Annotated in this window: 22 protein-coding genes; 10 read left to right on the top strand and 12 right to left on the bottom strand. The window is 65.8% G+C overall.

Annotated elements, in window-relative coordinates; translation table 11 throughout:
- Positions 1–30: 30 nt before the first annotated feature.
- The 4 genes from nrdE to ACQP2D_RS10190 all read right to left on the bottom strand — a co-directional run bounded on the left by nrdE (position 31) and on the right by ACQP2D_RS10190 (position 3,906).
- Positions 31–2,136, bottom strand: coding sequence for a class 1b ribonucleoside-diphosphate reductase subunit alpha (gene nrdE, locus ACQP2D_RS10205; RefSeq protein ID WP_433683475.1), 2,106 nt, complete (start codon positions 2,134–2,136; stop codon positions 31–33).
- A 38-nt stretch (positions 2,137–2,174) separates the two neighbouring features.
- On the bottom strand, positions 2,175–2,636 hold the full coding sequence (gene nrdI / locus ACQP2D_RS10200; protein ID WP_433683474.1) for a class Ib ribonucleoside-diphosphate reductase assembly flavoprotein NrdI: 462 nt from the start codon (positions 2,634–2,636) through the stop codon (positions 2,175–2,177).
- Positions 2,637–2,681: 45 nt separating this feature from the next.
- Positions 2,682–2,915 carry a glutaredoxin-like protein NrdH gene (nrdH, locus tag ACQP2D_RS10195; RefSeq protein ID WP_062985026.1) on the bottom strand — a complete coding sequence of 78 codons (234 nt, stop codon included), beginning with the start codon at positions 2,913–2,915 and terminating at the stop codon, positions 2,682–2,684.
- 424 nt (positions 2,916–3,339) lie between these two features.
- Positions 3,340–3,906: an NAD(P)H-dependent oxidoreductase gene (locus ACQP2D_RS10190; RefSeq protein WP_433683473.1), complete on the bottom strand. Its 567-nt coding sequence runs from the start codon at positions 3,904–3,906 to the stop codon at positions 3,340–3,342.
- Positions 3,907–4,035: 129 nt separating this feature from the next.
- Between ACQP2D_RS10190 and ACQP2D_RS10185 the strand changes: the two genes are divergently transcribed.
- Entirely contained in the window at positions 4,036–4,662 is a 627-nt protein-coding gene (locus ACQP2D_RS10185) for a TetR/AcrR family transcriptional regulator (RefSeq protein ID WP_433685596.1), read from the top strand.
- A gap of 6 nt (positions 4,663–4,668) precedes the next feature.
- A complete protein-coding gene (gene nadE, locus ACQP2D_RS10180) occupies positions 4,669–5,493 on the top strand; it encodes an ammonia-dependent NAD(+) synthetase (RefSeq protein WP_433683472.1) in 825 nt (274 codons plus the stop codon).
- A 19-nt stretch (positions 5,494–5,512) separates the two neighbouring features.
- Here nadE and ACQP2D_RS10175 read toward each other — a convergent pair whose 3' ends face one another.
- From ACQP2D_RS10175 to moaA, 3 genes are all read right to left on the bottom strand, one after another.
- On the bottom strand, positions 5,513–5,914 hold the full coding sequence (locus tag ACQP2D_RS10175) for a DUF1003 domain-containing protein (RefSeq protein WP_433683471.1): 402 nt from the start codon (positions 5,912–5,914) through the stop codon (positions 5,513–5,515).
- A 143-nt stretch (positions 5,915–6,057) separates the two neighbouring features.
- Positions 6,058–6,300: a MoaD/ThiS family protein gene (locus tag ACQP2D_RS10170; RefSeq protein WP_433683470.1), complete on the bottom strand. Its 243-nt coding sequence runs from the start codon at positions 6,298–6,300 to the stop codon at positions 6,058–6,060.
- Positions 6,293–7,351 carry a GTP 3',8-cyclase MoaA gene (gene moaA, locus ACQP2D_RS10165; RefSeq protein WP_433683469.1) on the bottom strand — a complete coding sequence of 353 codons (1,059 nt, stop codon included), beginning with the start codon at positions 7,349–7,351 and terminating at the stop codon, positions 6,293–6,295. The genes ACQP2D_RS10170 and moaA overlap by 8 nt, the downstream gene beginning before the upstream one ends.
- Before the next feature lie 140 nt (positions 7,352–7,491).
- On the opposite strand from moaA, the gene ACQP2D_RS10160 reads away from it, so the two are divergent.
- The 4 genes from ACQP2D_RS10160 to ACQP2D_RS10145 all read left to right on the top strand — a co-directional run bounded on the left by ACQP2D_RS10160 (position 7,492) and on the right by ACQP2D_RS10145 (position 11,382).
- Entirely contained in the window at positions 7,492–8,757 is a 1,266-nt protein-coding gene (locus tag ACQP2D_RS10160; protein ID WP_433683468.1) for a molybdopterin molybdotransferase MoeA, read from the top strand.
- Complete coding sequence (moaCB, locus tag ACQP2D_RS10155; protein ID WP_433683467.1) at positions 8,754–9,803, top strand: bifunctional molybdenum cofactor biosynthesis protein MoaC/MoaB; 1,050 nt, start codon at positions 8,754–8,756, stop codon at positions 9,801–9,803. The genes ACQP2D_RS10160 and moaCB overlap by 4 nt, the downstream gene beginning before the upstream one ends.
- Positions 9,790–10,227, top strand: coding sequence for a molybdenum cofactor biosynthesis protein MoaE (locus ACQP2D_RS10150; RefSeq protein WP_355189659.1), 438 nt, complete (start codon positions 9,790–9,792; stop codon positions 10,225–10,227). The genes moaCB and ACQP2D_RS10150 overlap by 14 nt, the downstream gene beginning before the upstream one ends.
- Before the next feature lie 147 nt (positions 10,228–10,374).
- On the top strand, positions 10,375–11,382 hold the full coding sequence (locus ACQP2D_RS10145; protein ID WP_433683466.1) for an AraC family transcriptional regulator ligand-binding domain-containing protein: 1,008 nt from the start codon (positions 10,375–10,377) through the stop codon (positions 11,380–11,382).
- A 44-nt stretch (positions 11,383–11,426) separates the two neighbouring features.
- Here the strand turns inward: ACQP2D_RS10145 and ACQP2D_RS10140 are convergent, their stop codons facing one another.
- The 4 genes from ACQP2D_RS10140 to ACQP2D_RS10125 all read right to left on the bottom strand — a co-directional run bounded on the left by ACQP2D_RS10140 (position 11,427) and on the right by ACQP2D_RS10125 (position 15,196).
- Positions 11,427–11,618, bottom strand: a complete 192-nt coding sequence (locus ACQP2D_RS10140) for a hypothetical protein (RefSeq protein WP_433683465.1) — start codon at positions 11,616–11,618, stop codon at positions 11,427–11,429.
- A gap of 233 nt (positions 11,619–11,851) precedes the next feature.
- On the bottom strand, positions 11,852–12,895 hold the full coding sequence (locus ACQP2D_RS10135; protein ID WP_433683464.1) for a CobW family GTP-binding protein: 1,044 nt from the start codon (positions 12,893–12,895) through the stop codon (positions 11,852–11,854).
- 98 nt (positions 12,896–12,993) lie between these two features.
- The gene (locus ACQP2D_RS10130) at positions 12,994–14,343 is read right to left on the bottom strand and encodes an N-acetylmuramoyl-L-alanine amidase (RefSeq protein ID WP_433683463.1); all 1,350 of its coding nucleotides are present in this window, start codon (positions 14,341–14,343) and stop codon (positions 12,994–12,996) included.
- A gap of 277 nt (positions 14,344–14,620) precedes the next feature.
- Positions 14,621–15,196 (bottom strand): sigma-70 family RNA polymerase sigma factor, encoded by a 576-nt coding sequence (locus tag ACQP2D_RS10125; RefSeq protein WP_433683462.1) that lies wholly within the window; start codon positions 15,194–15,196, stop codon positions 14,621–14,623.
- Between the two features lie 214 nt (positions 15,197–15,410).
- On the opposite strand from ACQP2D_RS10125, the gene ACQP2D_RS10120 reads away from it, so the two are divergent.
- From ACQP2D_RS10120 to ACQP2D_RS10105, 4 genes are read left to right on the top strand one after another with little or no spacing between them, the layout of a single operon-like run.
- Entirely contained in the window at positions 15,411–15,779 is a 369-nt protein-coding gene (locus ACQP2D_RS10120; protein ID WP_433683461.1) for a hypothetical protein, read from the top strand.
- Positions 15,780–15,801: 22 nt separating this feature from the next.
- On the top strand, positions 15,802–16,551 hold the full coding sequence (locus ACQP2D_RS10115) for an SDR family oxidoreductase (RefSeq protein ID WP_433683460.1): 750 nt from the start codon (positions 15,802–15,804) through the stop codon (positions 16,549–16,551).
- A 48-nt stretch (positions 16,552–16,599) separates the two neighbouring features.
- Complete coding sequence (locus ACQP2D_RS10110; RefSeq protein WP_433683459.1) at positions 16,600–17,826, top strand: MFS transporter; 1,227 nt, start codon at positions 16,600–16,602, stop codon at positions 17,824–17,826.
- 4 nt (positions 17,827–17,830) lie between these two features.
- Positions 17,831–18,232: a PaaI family thioesterase gene (locus ACQP2D_RS10105; RefSeq protein WP_433683458.1), complete on the top strand. Its 402-nt coding sequence runs from the start codon at positions 17,831–17,833 to the stop codon at positions 18,230–18,232.
- 28 nt (positions 18,233–18,260) lie between these two features.
- On the opposite strand, the gene ACQP2D_RS10100 is transcribed toward ACQP2D_RS10105, so the two are convergent.
- Positions 18,261–19,118 carry a cyclopropane mycolic acid synthase family methyltransferase gene (locus ACQP2D_RS10100; protein ID WP_433683457.1) on the bottom strand — a complete coding sequence of 286 codons (858 nt, stop codon included), beginning with the start codon at positions 19,116–19,118 and terminating at the stop codon, positions 18,261–18,263.
- Positions 19,119–19,246 lie beyond the last annotated feature (128 nt).

The following is a 19,246-nucleotide window of genomic DNA, read 5'->3' as shown; positions in this document are numbered from 1 at the left end:
CAACGGAGACCGCCCCTTTCGACGAAACAACTACAGCATGCAGCTCACGCAGCCCTCGACTTCGGTTCCCTCCAGGGCCATCTGGCGCAGCCGGATGTAGTAGAGGGTCTTGATGCCCTTGCGCCAGGCGTAGATCTGGGCGCGGTTGAGGTCGCGGGTGGTGGCGGTGTCCTTGAAGAAGAGGGTCAGCGACAGGCCCTGGTCCACGTGCTGGGTAGCGGCGGCGTAGGTGTCGATGATCTTCTCGTAGCCGATTTCGTAGGCGTCCTCGTAGAACTCGAGATTGTCGTTGGTGAGGTAGGGCGCCGGGTAGTAGACGCGGCCGATCTTGCCTTCCTTGCGGATCTCGATCTTCGACGCCACCGGATGGATGGAGCTGGTCGAGTGGTTGATGTAGGAGATCGAGCCGGTCGGCGGGACGGCCTGCAGGTTCTGGTTGTAGATGCCGTGCTCCATGACCGAGGCCTTCAGCTCGAGCCAGTCGGCCTGGGTCGGAATGTGCACGCCCGCATCGGCGAACAGTTGCGCGACCCTGTCGGTCTTCGGCTCCCACACCTGGTCGGTGTACTTGTCGAAGTACTCACCGGAGGCGTACTTGGATTCGGGGAAGCCGCCGAAGTAGGTGCCACGCTCCTTCGCGATCAGGTTCGAGGCCCGAATCGCGTGGTACACCACGGTATAGAAGTAGATATTGGTGAAGTCGATACCCTCTTCGGACCCGTAGTGCACCCGCTCGCGGGCCAGGTACCCGTGCAGGTTCATCTGGCCGAGGCCGATCGCGTGGGATTCGTTATTGCCCTGTTCGATCGAGGGCACCGAGTAGATGTGGGTCTGATCCGAGACCGCGGTCAGCGCCCGGATCGCGGTGTCGATGGTCCGCGCGAAATCGGGTGAATCCATCGTCTTGGCAATGTTGAGCGATCCGAGATTGCACGAGATGTCCTTGCCCACCTTGGCATAGGTCAGATCGTCGTTGAACAGCGACGGCGTCGACACCTGCAGGATCTCCGAGCACAGATTCGAGTGGGTGATCTTGCCCGCGATCGGGTTGGCCCGGTTCACCGTGTCCTCGAACATGATGTACGGGTAGCCGGATTCGAACTGCAGCTCGGCGATGGTCTGGAAGAACTCGCGCGCCTTGATCTTCGACTTGCGGATGCGCTTGTCGTCGACCATCTCGTAGTACTTCTCGGTGACATTGATATCGGCGAACGGCACGCCGTAGATGCGCTCCACGTCGTACGGCGAGAAGAGGTACATGTCCTCGTTCTTCTTCGCCAGCTCGAAGGTGATGTCCGGGATCACCACACCCAGCGAGAGCGTCTTGATGCGGATCTTCTCGTCCGCGTTCTCCCGCTTGGTATCCAGGAACCGGTAGATATCCGGGTGGTGCGCATGCAGATACACCGCGCCCGCACCCTGCCGCGCACCGAGCTGGTTGGCGTAGGAGAACGAATCCTCGAGCAGCTTCATGATCGGGATGACACCCGAGCTCTGGTTCTCGATCTTCTTGATCGGCGCGCCGTGCTCGCGAATATTGCTGAGCAGCAATGCGACACCGCCACCGCGCTTGGACAGCTGCAGTGCGGAGTTGATGGAGCGCCCGATGGACTCCATATTGTCCTCGATGCGCAACAGGAAGCACGACACCGGTTCGCCGCGCTGCTTCTTGCCCGAGTTGAGGAAGGTCGGGGTGGCGGGTTGGAAACGGCCGTCGATGATTTCATCGACCAGCCGGCCCGCGAGTACCTCGTCACCGGCGGCCAGCGTCAGCGCGACCATGACCACCCGGTCCTCGAAGCGCTCCAGATAGCGCTTCCCGTCGAAGGTCTTCAGCGTGTAGGAGGTGTAGTACTTGAACGCGCCGAGGAAGGTCGGGAACCGGAACTTCTTGGCGTAGGCCTGCTGGAACAGCGTCTTGATGAACGCGCGGCTGTACTGCTCGAGAACCTCTGCCTCGTAATAGTTCTCCTCGACCAGGTAGTCCAGCTTCTCGTCCAGGTTGTGGAAGAAGACGGTGTTCTGGTTGACGTGCTGTAGGAAGTACTGGTGCGCCGCCTCGCGGTCCTTGTCGAACTGGATCTTGCCGTCGGCGCCGTACAGGTTCAGCATCGCGTTGAGGGCGTGGTAGTCCATGACCTCGCCCGCATCGGCGGAACGGACCGGTGGCTGCTCTAAGCGAGCTGTTTTGCCGGTCGGTGCTGTCGTTGCTGTTGCCAAAACAATCCCAATCCCTCGCGGACGCGTTCGACGTCCTCAGCGGTTCCCATGAGTTCGAAGCGATACAGGTAAGGCACTCCGCACTTGCGTGAGATCACCTCGCCCGCATAGCAATAGGTATCGCCGAAGTTCGTGTTTCCCGCCGCCACGACACCGCGCAGCAGTGCGCGGTTGTGCGGATCGTTGAGGAACTTGGCGACCTGTCGCGGCACGAAATCCTTATCGGATCTATTTCCCCCCAGGACGTGCCGACCGCCCCCGTAAGTGGGGACGATCAGCACGTAGGGTTCGTCTACGCGCAGTGTGTCAGCGGTGTGCAGTGGTATGCGAGTCGCCGGGAGCCCCAGCTTCTCGACGAAGCGATGCGTATTCTCCGAGGCGCTGGAGAAGTAGACCAGCGCCGTTCCTTCGGACATGGCCACCTCCCCTTCCCATCGGATGCACCGGAAAGCTGGAAGCGATCAGGCCGCCACGGTTGCGAGCGACTTGATGCGGTCGGGCCGGAAGCCGGACCAGTGATCCTCACCGGCGACGACGACCGGCGCCTGCAGGTAGCCCAACGCCATGACGTAGTCACGCGCATCGTCGTTCTCGGAGATATCGATGACTTCGTAGTCCACCCCGGCCTTGTCGAGCGCCTTGTAGGTGGCATTGCATTGGACGCAAGCGGGCTTGGTGTACACGGTGATGGTCATTGAGTCCCTCTCTCCTATGCCTGATCCACAGCCTGTGATCCGTATGCTGATCGTTTCGAGCGACCTGCAATCAGTCGCTAGCGATGCATGATCCGACCTACACTGCGCAAACTCCTGGATCGGTTCCGAAACCCCTGCTCAGCCACTCGAGGCCAAGGCCGATCTCATTCCGTCTTCCAGTACCGAAGACACTACACCTAGTGGCCGACAGATTCATCCAACACGACATGTTGCGAGTCACAAAGGTGAAATTCCCAAGCGGTAAGTACCTGGACGCTCGATACGCAACCCGCCACAACAGTGGTGCAGATCACAATTTCGCACCATAGCGCCCTCCCAGCAAACTTCTTTCGGCGAACGAAAAAGGGCCGCCCCCGGACTCCGCGAGCGGAGCGGGGGCGGCCCTTGCATCGGGATCCGACGCTCAGGCGGACACCAGTTCGCCGATCGCCTGGACGAGTTCGTGCACGGTCGCGCCGAGCTGGGTCAGCGCCTCGGCGTCATCGCGCGGATGCGCCTGCGCGAACCGGTCACCGAATCCGGCGAAGTGCAGGTGCGCGTCCTCGACCACGTGAGCACCCGCGACACCCAGCGCCTTGACCACATCGCCGTGCGCCCACTTGGCCGCGTTCTGACTGATCGAACCGCTCACCACCGCGACCGGCCGATCCTTCAGCGCACCAACGCCATAGGGCCGCGAGGCCCAGTCGATGGCGTTCTTGAGTACGGCCGGAATGCTGCCGTTGTATTCGGGCGTGACCAGCAGCAGTCCATTGGAGGCGGCGACCGCGTCGCGCAGCGCCTGCGCGGCGGCCGGTACCGAACCGGGCACGTCGAGGTCTTCGTTGTAGAACGGGATATCGGCGAGGCCCTCGTAGATGGTGATCTCGACGCCCTCGGGCGCGGTCTGCACCGCGGCCTCGGCGAGTTGGCGGTTGATCGACGCGGCGCGGAGGCTGCCAACGAGAGTGAGGATCCGGGTCTTACTCATGACGACTCCTGGTGTACTGAATGTGGTGTCCGAACTTTTGCCTACACTAACCGGACCATGGTCCGATTCCATTCCCGGGAGAACCGCGAGAGGCCTGTGAGCTACAGCACATCCATGCCGGACGACATGATGCCCGAACGTCCGCTGCTCGGCGTCGGTGCGCCCCTGCCCGTCAATACCGAACGCGCGGACGCGGCGCGCAACCGCCAGCTACTGCTGGACGCGGCACAACAATTGGTGCGTGAACAAGGCGTGGACAGCCTGACGATGGACGCGCTGGCCAAGCGGGCCGGTGTCGGCAAGGGCACCGTGTTCCGCCGGTTCGGCAGCAGGTCGGGACTGCTGCGCGCGCTGTTGGATCACGCCGAGCGAAAGTTCCAGGAAGAGTTCATGTTCGGACCGCCGCCGCTGGGGCCGGGCGCGGCGCCGGTGGACCGGCTCGTCGCCTTCGGCCGAGCCCGGCTACTCGATATCGAGGTCGCGGGCGAACTGCACCGCGCCGCGGAAATCGGCGAGGCGAACCAGCGCTATACCGCCCCGCCCTATGGCCTGCTCCGCGCACACGTGACGATGCTGCTGCGGGCGGCGCGGGTGGACGGCGATGTGGTGCTGATCGCCGATGGGCTGCTGGCGCTGCTCGGCGCCGCACTGGTGATGCACCAGATGCATGTGCTCGGCTACGACCGCTGTCGGATCGGCGACAACTGGGAGGCCTTCGTTCGACGGGTTGTCATCCCGTCGCGCCCAGTAGAGTGAGGCGCCATGGGGAACCTGCGTGAACAGATCATCGCCGAGTTGGGCGTCCAGTCGAATATCGAACCGAAGGTCGAGGTGCGACGGCGGATCGATTTCCTCAAGGACTATCTGAGCGCAAGTCCCGCCCGGGGTTTCGTCCTCGGCATCAGCGGCGGCCAGGACAGCGCGCTGACCGGCCGACTGTGCCAGCTCGCCGCCGAGGAACTGCGCGCCGACGGTGCCGATGCCACCTTCATCGCGGTGCGACTGCCCTACGGCGTGCAGGCCGACGAGGCCGACGCCCGCATCGCGCTGCGGTTCATCCAGCCCGACCGCTCGGTGGTGGTGAATATCCGCCCCGGCGCCAATGCCGTTGCCGCCGAGGTGGCCTCGGCATTGCAGGTGGACAAGCTGCGCGATTTCGTGCGGGGCAATGTCAAGGCCCGCGAACGCATGGTGACCCAATACGCCATCGCCGGTCAGGAGAATATGCTCGTCGTCGGCACCGACCATGCCGCCGAGGCGGTCACCGGCTTCTTCACCAAATTCGGTGACGGCGGTGTCGACATCACCCCGCTGACCGGACTCACCAAGCGCCAGGGCGCGGCCCTGCTGCAGGAGCTCGGCGCACCGTCGAGCATCTGGTCGAAGGTCCCCACCGCCGACCTCGAGGACGACCGCCCGGCACTGCCCGACGAGGAGGCGCTCGGCCTGCGCTACACCGAAATCGATGACTACCTCGAGGGCAAGGACGTCACGCCCGAGGTCGCCACGAAGCTCGAGACGATCTTCCGCAACACCCGGCACAAGCGCACTGTCCCGGTTACCCCGCTCGATACCTGGTGGCGCTGAAACCCTGTAGCGGCTGAGCCTATTTCTGATCCGCTTCCTCGATCAGCCTGCGGTGCAGTTCCGTGGTCATCTGGTGGATGGCCTTCGTCAGCTCCAGATCGCTCTTGAGCTGCAACTCCTGTTCGGTGAAGTCGTGATCGGCCTTGATCTGCTGGTACTGCGCCTGCCGGTTCTGGCCGATCATCACGAAGGTCGACAGGAAGATCGCTTCCAGCGAGACGACCAGCGTCAGGGTCGGCCAGGGACTGCGCTCCAACCACAGCATCCAGACCGCGAACAGCACCGCATGGATGTAGACGAACTGCATCGAGCCGGCGAATCTGGTGATCTGATCGGCGAGCCGCAGCTGGAAGCTGGCCGCCCGTATCTCCTGCTGTTTCAGGAGCGCGGGATGCAGCGACAACTTCGGCGGCTTGATCATGGGGTCGGCCTTCCTCCGGGTGGAGCAACGAAATGCGTTGGCGCGCCGATGCTAACGCGCCGACGTTGATCGGATGGTGGTTGCGGGCTGTCAGCGCGCTGCCGAATGACCAGGTCGGCGGCGCGGCACCTAGGAGCGGAGGATCAGCCGCCGGCGAAGGGCGGAAGGACGTCGACGCGCGGGGTCAAGGCAACCGACGGGTCGCGGGTGAGTTCGTCGCCGACCAGGTAGGCGCAGACCCGCAGCATCTTGTCGAGGTCGGGGCCGTAGGAGGCGGCCAGTGTGGTGCGCAGATCGGCGACCGTGGCATCGGCCGGGAATTCCAGGATTTCCCGATCCTTGCCGACGGCGTCGGCGATCGCGGCGAAGTAGCGGATCTCAACCACCGATGGCTCCCATAGTGCGTTCCGGGGGGACGAAACCCTCGGCGTCGATACCGTGACCGGCCCACTTGTTCCACATGGCGCCGCGCCAGATGGTGGCGATCTCATCGTCGTCGGCGCCCGTGCGCAGTGCTCGGCGCAGATCGAATTCCTCATCGCTGAACAGACAGGAACGCAGCATGCCATCGGCGGTGAGCCGGGTCCGGTCACAGGTATCGCAGAACTTGCGGGTCACCGTCGCGATGATGCCGACCGTCGCCGGACCGCCGTCGACGAGCCATTTCTCCGCCGGGGCCGACGGATCGGACCGGCCCGCCTCGGTGAGGGTGAAACGGGTGCCGAGGACATCGAGCAATTCGGCCGCGGTCACCATATTGGTGCGCGCCCATTCGTGATCGGCGTCCAGCGGCATCTCCTCGATGAACCGCAGTTCGCAGTCCTCGTCCAGACACCAGCGCAGTAGATCCGGTGCATCGGCGAGGGTGTCGCGCATCAGCACCGCGTTGATCTTCATCGGCGCCAGCCCGGCATCCCGGGCCGCGCGGATGCCCGCGAGCACCGAATCGAGTCGATCGCGGCGGGTCAGGCGGGCGAAGCCGAGCCGATCCACGGTATCCAGTGAGACATTCACCCGGCTGAGCCCGGCGGCCGCGAGTGCGCGGGCCCGATGGGCGAGTCCGACGCCATTGGTCGTCATGGCCAGTGGGATCTCGGGCACCCGCTGGTGGCAACCGGCGATGATCTGCTCGAGATCGCGGCGCATCAGCGGCTCGCCGCCGGTGAACCTGACCTCGCGCACCCCCAACTCCCGCACCGCCAACGCGACCAGTCGCACGATTTCCTCGACGGTCAGCAGTTCGTGCTGTGGGATTGCGGGCAGGCCCTCTTCGGGCATGCAGTAGGTGCAACGCAGTGAGCATTTCTCGGTGATCGATATGCGCAGATCGCGTGCGGTCCGTCCGAACCGATCCACCAGATACGGCGTGTCGGGGCGTCCGTCGAGCGAGGGCACCCTGGACCGTACGGCGGGAATCCCCATCTCGACCAGCGTCACACGTCCATTATGACCGGTCCGTCCGCCATGCCCATGGGCGGACCGCACCATCCTGGCCTCACAAACTCCGAGTTCAGCAGGTGAGCGTTCGTGCGAAACGACGAGAGAACTCGCTACCGATCGGCGATTAGGCTGGCCGCATGACCTCGCGCCCCGCCACCTCCGGTGGCCACCGACCGAGCCGCGCCGCGGCCCGGTCCGCCGACGCGTACCGCGACACCATCGAAGCGCTGCTGCGACCACTGGCGACTCGGCCGGTCGAATCCGTCGCGGTGCCCGTGGCGCTGGGCCGACAGCTGGCCGAGGACATCCATGCGCCGGTGGACCTGCCGGTGTTCCGCAACTCCGCGATGGACGGCTATGCGGTGCGTGCCGAATCGGTGGTGCTGACGCCCGTGACGCTGCCGCTGGCCGGTGTGGTCGCGGCGGGCGCCGCCGGGCAGACACCACTACCGCTCGGCACCGCGATGAAGGTGATGACCGGTGCGCCGATTCCGCCCGGCGCCGACTGTGTGGTGCCGGTCGAGGATGTGCACAGCGATGGCGCGACGGTGACCGTCGAGCTGGGCCGCACCGCAGGCGAATTCGTGCGCGAACCGGGCACCGATGTGCGCACCGGCGAATTGCTGGTGCGGGCGGGCACGACCCTCGCGCCGCGCCATATCGCCGCGCTCGCCGCGGTCGGGCTCGCGACGGTGCCGGTATGCCAGCCGATTCGCGCGGCGGTGATCACCACCGGTGACGAACTCGTATCCGCCGGAACACCATTGCGCCCCGGCCAGATCTACAACTCCAACGGCATCGCCCTCGCGGCCGCGCTCAGCGCGAACGGCGTTACCGTCGTCTCGGTCGAGCACAGCACCGACGATCCCGCGAGATTCCGCGCATTGCTTTCCGCAGCAACGGCATCCGCCGATATCGTCGTCACCTCCGGCGGGGTCTCCAAGGGCGACTTCGAGGTGGTCAAGGATGTGCTCGGGCCGATGGGCGGGGAGTTCGGCTCGGTCGCGGTGCAACCCGGTGGGCCGCAGGGTCTGACCGTCGTCGACGGTGTGCCGGTGCTGAGCTTTCCCGGAAATCCGGTGAGCACCATGGTGTCCTTCGAGGTGTTCGCTCGGCCGATATTGCGCCGCCTGGCCGGTCTGCCCGAGGTGGAGATCTACGAGGTGCCGTTGCGCAATGCGGTGCGCTCGCCCGAGGGGCGACGTCAATTCCTGCGCGGCCGGCTCGTCCGCGACGACAATGCCGCCCCCGGATTGCACCGGAATCCGGAAGCCGTCGAGGTCGTCTCCGGGCCCGGTTCCCATCTCATCGCGGGCATGGCCTGGGCGGATGTGTTGATCGATGTGCCGGCGGCGGTCACCGCGCTGCCGGTCGGCGCGCCTGTGCGAGTGTGGTTGTTATGAGTGAGTTGTCCCATGTCGACCGGGAAGGTCGCGCCCGCATGGTCGATGTGAGCGCGAAGTCCGACACCACCCGGATCGCGGTCGCGGCCGGTGAGCTGCGAACCACCGCCGAGGTGATCGCACTGGTGCGGGCCGACGATATGCCGAAGGCCGATGTGCTCTCCACCGCCCGGATCGCCGGTATCGCGGGCGCGAAGAAGACCTCCGAACTCATTCCGCTGTGCCATCAGCTGGCGCTGTCGTCGGTGAAGGTCGAATTCGGCTTCACCGACACCGCCATCACGATCCAGGCGAGCGCGAAGACCAAGGGCCCCACCGGCGTCGAGATGGAAGCGCTCACCGCGGTCGCGGTGGCGGGGCTCACGCTGCACGATATGGTCAAGGCGGTCGACCCGGCCGCGACCCTCGACGGCGTCCGGCTGCTCACCAAAGAGGGGGGCAAACACGGACATTGGGAACGTCCCGAGGAACCCGCCCCCGAGACCCCCGTTCGGATGCTCGACGATGAACCCGCGGACACCGAAGCCGTGGAAGACGCTGCGGCGGTGGATATCTCGGATTCCGAAGAACGCTCGGCGGTAGTGCTGGTCGCCTCGACCGGCGCCGCGGTCGGCACCCGCGTCGATACCACCGGCCCGGTGCTCGCCGAATGGCTCGGCGGACTCGGCTTCTCGGTGCGGGGGCCGCTGGTATATGCGGATGCGGAGATCGATATCGGCCTCGCCGACGCGCTGCGCTTCGCACCGTCGCTGGTGATCAGCACCGGCGGCACCGGCGCATCCCCCACCGATGCCACCCCCGAGGCGACGCTGGCGGTGCTCGATCGCGAATTGCCCGGTGTCGCCGAGGCGATTCGGCAGCGCGGCACCGCGAAATTCCCACTGGCCGCGCTCAGTCGCGGCGTGGCCGGGCTGGCGGGCCGATCGGTGATCGTGAATCTGCCCGGCTCCCCCGGTGGGGTCAAAGACGGTATGGCGGTGCTGGAGCCGCTACTGGATCATCTGCTCGCGCAAGTAGCCGGAGGCGGCAACCATGACCACAAGTGAATTCGCGGCCGTACGCCTGGCGGGCATCAGCGATCAGCCGCTGGACCCGGCGGTGGTGGAGGCCGCGGTGACCGGGCCGGAGTACGGCGCGGTCGTGGTGTTCACCGGCAAGGTGCGCGATCACGATGGCGGACAGGCGGTTTCCGCGCTGGAGTATTCCGCGCATCCGGATGCCGAACGATTTCTGCGCAATTGCTGCGCCGCACTTGCCGAACGCTCGGGTCTGCCGGTCGCGGCCGTCCACCGAGTCGGTCAGCTGACCGTCGGCGATCTCGCGATCGTCGTCGCGGTCGCCGCACCGCATCGCGCCGAAGCCTTCACCACCTGTGCGGAATTGGTGGATCGGATCAAACACGAAGTGCCGATCTGGAAGCGCCAATTGTTCGCAGACGGTCTCTCCGAATGGGTCAACGCCTGCGGGTAAAGGGTCATTGCCAATGGTTAACCTCGTCATGAGCGCCGGTTGGGTTGCCCGAAACAACGTTGTGATGTGAATTCACTGACGATTCAATACCCGCGGGATAGCGTTCTCCCCGCAGAGGATTCGTCGATCCGCGGCAGGAGGGGCGCATTGGGAACCGACCAGGTATTGCTGCACAGATTCGTCATCTCACAGCTCACGGCGGCCGGCGCGGACCGGGATCGGCTGATCCGCGAGACCGGACTACCCGAATGGACCCTGGCTGGCGAGGTTGTGCACCTGCCGAGTCACACGTTCTCGCGGCTCTGGGAACTCGGTGAACAGGCACTCGGCGACCCGAATGTCGCGCTGCATGTGGCCAGCCGCTACGAACTCACCAGCCTCGGCCTCTACGACTATCTGTTCTCCACCGCACCGACGCTCGGCGCGGGTCTGGCAACCTGCGGCCCTTATGTCGCCGCGGTCACCACCAATCACCGCTTCAACCTGGTCACCGAGAATGAGCACGAGGTCACGCTCTATCTCGACATGATCAATGGCGAGGGCCGCGGCCGCGATCTCACCCAGCTGTGGGGGCTGGCGGCGGTGCTCAGCCGGGCGCGGCGGGTGGTCCGCGAACCGCTCATCCCGCTGCGGGTGGCGCTGCGACAACAGGCACCCGCGAAAACCGACACCTTCGTCGAGGTCTTCGGTACTCCCGCCATCGAATTCAACGCACCGGTCGATGCCATGACCTTCCGTGCCAGCGCTATGGAACTGCCGCTGACCACCAGCGATCCGGTGCTGGCCGCCGTGCTGCAGCCGCTGGCCGATGCGCTCCCGCCACCGCCGCCCTTGGCAACCGCATGGCCGGATCGGGTCGCCGCCGCGGTCACCGACGCGCTGGCCGAGGGTGCGGTATCACTGGATCGGGTGGCCCGACAACTCGCCACCAGCCCGCGCACGCTGCAACGCAGGCTGATGGAGGCGGGTACCACCTGGCGATCGGAAGTGGACCGAGCGCGCAATACCCGCCTGGCACAGGCGAATGCGAATGGGCTGTTGAGCCGAACGCGCCAGGCCGAACTACTGGGATATTCGGATGTGGGGTCGATGCGGCGGGCGGCCCGCCGACGGTCCATGAACCAGCCCATGCACCGATCGGACCTCCCGGCCTGATCCGCCGCATCTTCCGCGCCGCCCCGTGCCCGCACCGGACGCGGTCACACCTTGAGGAAGGTTGCCGCGATACGCCAGAATGTCGAATCCTCGATGGCACGAAAATCCCAGCTATCGACCATATCTCGGGACGCGGCGACAATGGCGGCCACATCGAAATCATCGCGCGTGGCGGTGCCCTTGGCCTCTAACGCGGCGACCACGTATGCCGTCGCGCTCTCCCAAGTCTCTGACACGGAACTCTCCCATCGGTCGTAGAGACAAATACGGTCGATCACGGTTCGGGCGCCGAACCGCACCGCGCGCAGCAGGTTCGCTCCGTTGCGCAGATGCCGCGCGCGGCGGGGCAATGTGTCAGTTTTATGTGTGCGCGGTCGCCGCGCCAAGTACCGAATGTGCCAGCTTCGAGCAGAACGCGCCAATTCAGCGACGCGCCAACGCTGCCGAAGTGTCGGTGTTCGCCGCGGCGTCAGTGCGGGGCGTAGCGCCAGATGCCGAGCATGGCTCCGGGATCCAGCGGTTCGGCGTCGGTGTGCACGGTGTCGTGCAGTCGCCGCAGCGCCGCGTCGGCGGGTAGACCCGCACCGATCAATACCAACTCGGTCGTGCGTGATTCACCGCGCGACCAGGAGTCCGGTTCGAAGACAATGTGGCGGCCGACCATATGCAGCACGAACTTCCGGCGTTCGGCCGCGACACCGAAGGCGGCGAAACCCTTGGCGCGGAACAGGCCGGGCGGCGGATCTTCGAGGAATTCGACCAGGCGCCGCGGATCCAATTCCCGTTCGCTGGTGAAGGACACGCTGGTGTAGTCGTCGTGCAGATGCCGGCGCCCGGCGTGGTCGTGGTGGTCGTCGTGCTCGTGCTGGTCGAGCAGTTCGTCGAAGCTCAATTGTTCGGCGACCCGCGGCATTTCGCGCAGCGGTTCGTCGAACAGCAGGCCCGGGTCGATGCGTCCGCGAGTCGTCGCGTACACCGGAACCGGCCCGATCAGCTCGGTGATCTCCTGCCGCAATAGCTCCAGCCGATCCCGTGGTACCCGATCGGCCTTGTTCAGCACCACCAGATCCGCGAGTCGCAGATGCGTCGCGAGTTCGGGGTGGCGGACCCGCGTGTCCGGGAACTGTTCGGCATCGACCACCTCGACCAATCCGCCGTAGCGGATGCGCGGATTCTCGCTGCCGAGCACCATCCGGATCAGATTGCGCGGTTCGGCCAGACCACTGGCTTCCACCACGATCACATCGATTTTGGCGCGCGGCTGCGCCAGCTTGGTGAACAGCTCGTCGAGTTCGCCGACATCGACCGCACAGCAGACACATCCGTTGCCCAGCGACACCATGGCGTCGACCTGCCCGGCCACCAGCATGGCGTCGATATTGATGGCCCCGAAGTCATTGACCACCACGCCGATCCGGGTACCACGGTTATTGCGCAGCAGATGGTTGAGCAGCGTCGTCTTCCCGGATCCCAGGAATCCGGCGACGATCAGAACAGGAATCCGCTCGGCCACCCGGACGAGTCTATTGGCGGCGCTTTCGGCCGCGCGGGCGCGGCCGGTTCTCCGAGAGTCGTCCGGCTGCGGATCGTGTCCGCAGCCGGACGACCGCGTTACTTCGTCGGGCCGAGCAGGGTGCTGGCCAAGGTGTAGGCGAGGTTGATCAGCTCCGAGGTGACCACGGTGTTGTCCATGCCGAGTGACATCGCCAACGGCATCAGCATCTGGATGATGGTGTTGACGAGGGTGGACAGCAGCCCGCTCGTCGCATTCGGCGTGGTCTGATTCGGCGACAGTTGCGAACCGGGGGTGTTGGGTGAGAGCAGCGAACCAGCCTGCGGAGCACCGGGGGACTGCGGCGAGCCGGGCGTATCCGGGGAACCGGGCAGTGGCGTGTAGCCCGGCGCCGGAGCGTAACCCGGTGGCGGATTCAGCGATGCGGGCGCGGTCGGCGGTTGCGGGACAGCGTCGGCCGCTGGCACGAGTTGCGGCGTCGCCGCGGGCTCGGGGGCGGCAGCGGGCCGCGGCGCCACCCCGGCGGGGGGCACCGGCTGCGCCGAGGGCACCGCATTGGCCTGCGGCACACTGGATGTCGGAGCCGAGGCGGGCTGGTCGCCCGTCGAACCGGTATGCACGGGCACCCCACCCGAGACCCCGGGCGTCGACGACTGCTGCGGGGCGCCGAGCAGGAACCCGACCAGACCCGTCGCGATGGCCAGGGCATGTTTGACCTGACCCTCCGGACTCTCCAGCAGCGCGGCGTCCTCGGGATTGGCCCCATTGCCCATCTCGACGAACACATCGGGCACGGCGGTCAGTGCCGGACCGGCGATATCCGCGCGGGTCTGCAGACCGTCCTGTGCGCCCGCGTAGTTGGCCGACTGGAAACCGGCCTGCAGATAGGCGTCGCGCACCGCCTTCGTCGCCGCCAGACCGGGGCCCGACTGGACCTGATCGATCTTCGGATCCGGAATCGGCAGCTGCGGCACGATCAGGTGGAATCCGCGGTCCTGCGGCGGAGCGCTGTCGGCGTGGATGCTCACCGCGACGTCGGCGCCGGAGGCATTGGCGGCGTGTGCCCGGTCATCGACGCAGCCGCCCCACCCGGAGTCGTCCGGACGGCTGAGCACCACCTTCGCGCCCAGATCTTCCAGGGTGGCCCGAACCAGTTCGGCCACCTTCCAGTTGATCGTGTGTTCCTGCACGCCGTTCACCGTGATCATGCCGGTGGTCTGGCAGTCCTTGGTGCCGCCGCGTCCGTTGCTCACCTGCCGCGCCAGATTTTCGGCGTGGTTGGGCCCCTGATGACCCGGGTCGACGAATATTGTCTTGCCTGCGAGTTTCGTGGCCATTTCCGGCGATGCCGGATCGGCGAGCGCGGCCGGGGCCAGCCCGCCCAGCGCCACCACCACGGCGGCCGTGACGGCGCCGCAGATACCGGTCCTGATGATGCTTGGCTTCATGTGCGGTGTCGGTGCCCCGGGACGGGGCACCCCTCCCTTCCCACTAGTAACACCAAACCCAGTGGTTTACTCTGGCAACGTCAGCATCCGCAAAGCAAGCTACGTTATCAAAATGTTATCGAGGTGACGAAGGGGATTACCGCTGATCAGGCGACCAAAATGCGATCGAATCACCGGAAGGGTGAGGATTGCCAGACGGATGCGGTCAATTTCGTGGCCGTCGGTATCCGTTCGAATGCCGCGGGGCAGAACTACGGTTGCCCGACCGTCGGCCGACTCAGGCCCCTATCGGCAAGCGACGCAGCGAACGCAAGGCGTAGTGGACCCGGGTTTTCACGGTGCCGACCGGAATGCCGAAATCATCGGCGACCTCCTGATAGGCCCGATCCCGCAGGATCACCTCCACCACCGCCGTGCGCTGGGATTCGGGCAGGCGGGCCAGCAGGTCCGCGACGAGCAGACAGTCGACGAGGCGGTCGGCGAAGTCCGGGTGCGCGTATCTGACATCGCTGAGTTGCCCGACCTCGTCCCATTCGGTATCGGCGGGACGGATGGCGCGGGCGCGCGCGATATCGATCATGACGTTGCGCTGGATGGCGAGCAGCCAGGTGCGGACCGTGCCCTTGCGTGCGTCGAACATCGCGCAGGAGCGCCAAGCCCGCAGCAGCGTTTCCTGCACCGCCTGTTCGGCCAGTCCCGAATCGCCGAGGCCGCGCATCGCACGCCAGTGCAGTAGTGCCCGGTCGGCGGCCAGCACGGCGGCAATCCCATCGTCGGTACACAGACCGGCACACGCCGTCCCACAGGTCGACCGCGTGTCCACGACATCGACCACCGGACAAATACCACTCATATAAGAGGTATCGCGGGAACTCGCGCGAGTGGAATCACCGCCGACACAGTGAAATTGGATCGCAGTAATGCACAACCGACCGGATATGTGACAGGAATCTCCGATTCCGCCGAAATCGACCGCTGAGTCTGGTAGACCTTTGCCCCGGAGATACGGGGATCTCCGCAGGTCAGCCGCCAGTGGCGGCGCGAGTACGACTCTAGGAGCAAGCAGTATGCGTGCAAGCACGCTCGTGATCGCGGGGGCAATGGCGTCCACCGTGACACTGCTGGGCGCGGGCACCGCGGCCGCCCAGCCCGCGAACACCATCACCGAGGACGGCGTCTACCTGGTGGGTGTCGATATCCTCCCCGGTACCTGGGAGGCCCCCGGCACTCCCGATCCGGCGGTCGGCTGCGACTGGCGACGGCTGCGCAAGGTCGAGGGCGATAACACCGATCAGCACTACATCATCAATAACGACTTCACCAGGAATCGTCCGGTCCGTGCCGAGATCGCGCCGACCGATGTGGCCTTCAAGACGGTGAATTGTGGTGCCTGGCATATGGTGCCGCCGGTGAGCACCGGTTCGTTCGGCGGCTGAGCCCAGCGCTATCGTCGCGACCATGACGCGGACCAAGATCCTGATCACCGGTGCGAGCGCCGGACTCGGCGCTGCGATGGCGCGGGATTTCGCCGCCAAGGGCCGGGACCTGGCCCTGTGCGCCCGCCGGCTCGACGCGCTCGAAACGTTGCGCGACGAACTCACCGCCGCACATCCGGGGATCCAGGTCGCGGTCCGCGCGCTCGATGTCGACGATCACGCGGCCGTACCACCGGTATTCGCGCAATTGCGCGATGAATTGGGCGGACTGGACCGCGTGATCGTCAATGCCGGTATCGGCAAGGGCGCGCCGATCGGCACCGGTCGGGCGGATGCCAATCTCGCCACGGCCACCACCAATTTCGTCAGCGCGCTCGCCCAGACCGAGGCGGCGTTGGCGATCTTCCGCGCCCAGCGGGGCGGCCACCTGGTGCTGGTGTCCTCGATGAGCGCGGTGCGCGGATTGCCGGGCACGAAGGCGGCCTACTCCGCGAGCAAGGCCGGACTGGCCGCCTTGGGCGAAGCGCTGACCGTCGAATTCGCGCAGTCACCGATCGCCGTCACCACCCTGCTGCCGGGATTCATCGCCACCGATATGGCGGCGAAGGCCGGTGACGCGCGGATGGTCGCACCGCTGGAGAAGGGCGTCGCGGCGATGGTCCGCGCGATCGAGCGGGAGCGCATTCGCGCATGCGTTCCGACTTGGCCGTGGCGGCTCATCGATGTGGTCCTGCCACATCTGCCGCGCGCAGTGGTTGCCCGGCTCGGCTGATATTGGGCATTCGGGGCATTCGCGGCGGAAACCCGCCGGAACTCGGCGATGCGGATTGCTGAACTGGAGCGCATGTCCATCGCTCTCGCGCCCGCACCCACCGCGGTCACCCGACCACCGCTGATCCGCTGGCTCGCCGTCGTCGCGGTCATGCTCGGCATCTTCTCGATCGTGACGACCGAGATTCTGCCGATCGGCCTGCTGACCTCGATCGGATCCGAGTTCACGATCTCCGACGGCATGGCCGGACTCATGATGACCATGCCGGGGCTGCTCGCCGCGATCGCCGCTCCCCTGGTGACCGTCGCGGCCGCCCGAGTCGATCGCCGACTGTTGCTGTGCGGCTGCACGCTGCTGCTGGTGATCGCCAATGCGGTCGCCGCGACCGCGCCGCAGTTCTGGGTGGTGCTGACCTCGCGTGTGCTGATCGGGATCACCATCGGCGGCTACTGGTCGATCGCGGCCGGACTGGCCGGTCGGCTGGTGCCACCGGAGTCGGTACACCGGGCTACCTCGGTGATCTTCTCCTCGGTCCCACTCGGTTCGGTGCTCGGTGTGCCCGCGGGCACCTTCGTCGGCCATCTGGCGGGCTGGCGAGCCGCATTCGTCGTCCTGGGCATGGTGTCGGCCGTGGTGCTGGCGCTACTGGCATTCGCGCTGCCGTCGCTGCCCGCCGAACAGGCCGTGAACGTCACCGCGCTGCGCAGCGGAATGCGCGGTTCGGCCGTCCGGATCGCACTGCTGGCAACCCTTTTCGTGGTGCTCGCACAGTTCGGCACCTATACCTACGTGACGCCGTTCCTGGAGCAGGTCACCCAGGTCAGCGCGGAGGGCATCACGGTCCTGCTGCTGATCTACGGCGTGGCCGGTATTGCCGGAAACTTCCTGGGCGGCACCTTGCTCGGCCGTCCCCGGACCGCGCTCGGCTGTGCGGTGGCCGCCATGGCGGCCGCGATGCTGGTGCTGCCGCTGCTCGGCCGATGGGAGTTCGGCGCCGTCGCACTGCTGATCGTCTGGGGTATCGGGTACGGCGGTATCCCGGTCGTCCTGCAGACCTGGTTCGCCAACGCGCTGCCCGACGCTCCCGAGGTGGCGTCGGTGCTGTTCACGGCGTCGTTCCAGGCGACGTTCTGTGCCGGCGCACTGGTCGGCGGCGTGATCGTGGACCGGACCTCACCCTCGACCGTGTTGCTGTGCGGCGGCGCGACCGCACTGCTCGTAATGCTGATTACCTCCGGGGTAATCGACACGCGTCGGGTCCGTCGGGCAGGCTGAGTTCATGATCGATGAGGTGGGCACCAAGCTCTTTCACCAGTCCATGCCGTTCACCGAGCGCCTTGGGGTCGAGGTGCTCGAACACGGCACCGCACTGGTGCGCAGCCGGATCGCGTGGGACGAATCGCTGTGCACGCTGGGCGGAGTGCTGCACGGCGGTGTGCTGATGTCACTCGCGGACGCGACCGCCGCGGTCTGCGCGTTCCTGAATCTGCCCGAGGGCAAACAGGGCACGACGACGGTCGAATCCAAATCGAACTTCCTGCGTGCCGTGCGGTCCGGTCATGCGACCGCCTCGGCGCGGCCGCTGCATGCCGGGCGATCGTTCATCGTGGTGGAAACCGAAATCCACGATGACTCGGACAAACTCGTCGCCAAGGTGACCCAGACCCAAGCCGTGCTCTGACCCGATGCCCGGCCTCGTGCGGCCGGGCTCACTTCACCAACGTGAACTGCATGACATCGAGGTGCCCGCTGCGGAAGTGGTCGGCACATCCGGTGAGGTACTTCAGATATCTGGCGTAGACCTCTTCGGAGGCGATCCGAACCGCCTCGTCGTGCTGGTCCACCAGGGCCTGGGCCCATTGATCCAGGGTGCGTGCGTAATGCAGGCGCAGCGGCTGGATCTGCTCGGTGCCGAATCCGGCCTGCCCGGCCAGCCGGGTGACCTCCGCGGGCTGCGGCAGCTGACCGCCGGGGAAGATCTCCCGCTTGACGAAAATGTGGAACAGCGCGTTCTCCCGGGTCACCGGAATATTCATGCGCCGTAGGTCGTTGAGCGTATGGCCGATGATCGTATGCAGCAGCATCCGCCCATTGGCGGGCAGTATGCGATGGCAGCGATCGAAGAAGGTCGCGTAGCGCTCCCGCCGAAAGTGTTCGAAGGCACCGATGCTGACGATCCGGTCCGCAGTGCCGTCGAATTCCTCCCAGCCCTGCAGCCGGATCTCGACGCCCTCGACCGCGCGCCGACCGATCTCGGCACGGACGTGCTCATATTGGTTGCGGCTCAAGGTAAGTCCGACGACCTTGACGCCATAGCGCTGGACCGCGCGGAACATTGTTGCGCCCCAGCCACATCCGATATCGAGCAGGGTCATCCCGGGCTGCAGATCCAACTTGCCGAGCGCGAGGTCGATCTTGGCCAGCTGGGCCTGTTCGAGGGTCATGTCATCGCGCTCGAAGTAGGCACAGCTGTAGGTCATCGAGGGGTCGAGAAACAGCCGGTAGAACTCGTCGGAGACATCGTAGTGCGACTGGACTTGCTGGTAGAACGGGGCGAGATCGGCCATGCGTATCTCCTTGCCTACGCCAAATATCCGGATATGAACCGATACGAGACACGCCGTCGGGGAGTTTACCGCAGGCGACGATCGATACCAAAGCGTGCCCTGTCACCGCCGTGTCGCCCAGCTGTGAC

The organism is Nocardia sp. CA-119907, assembly GCF_050955995.1.
Taxonomy (GTDB): Bacteria; Actinomycetota; Actinomycetes; order Mycobacteriales; family Mycobacteriaceae; genus Nocardia.
Note: the sequence above shows the minus strand (reverse complement) of the source record. Positions and strands in the feature narration are given on the sequence as shown.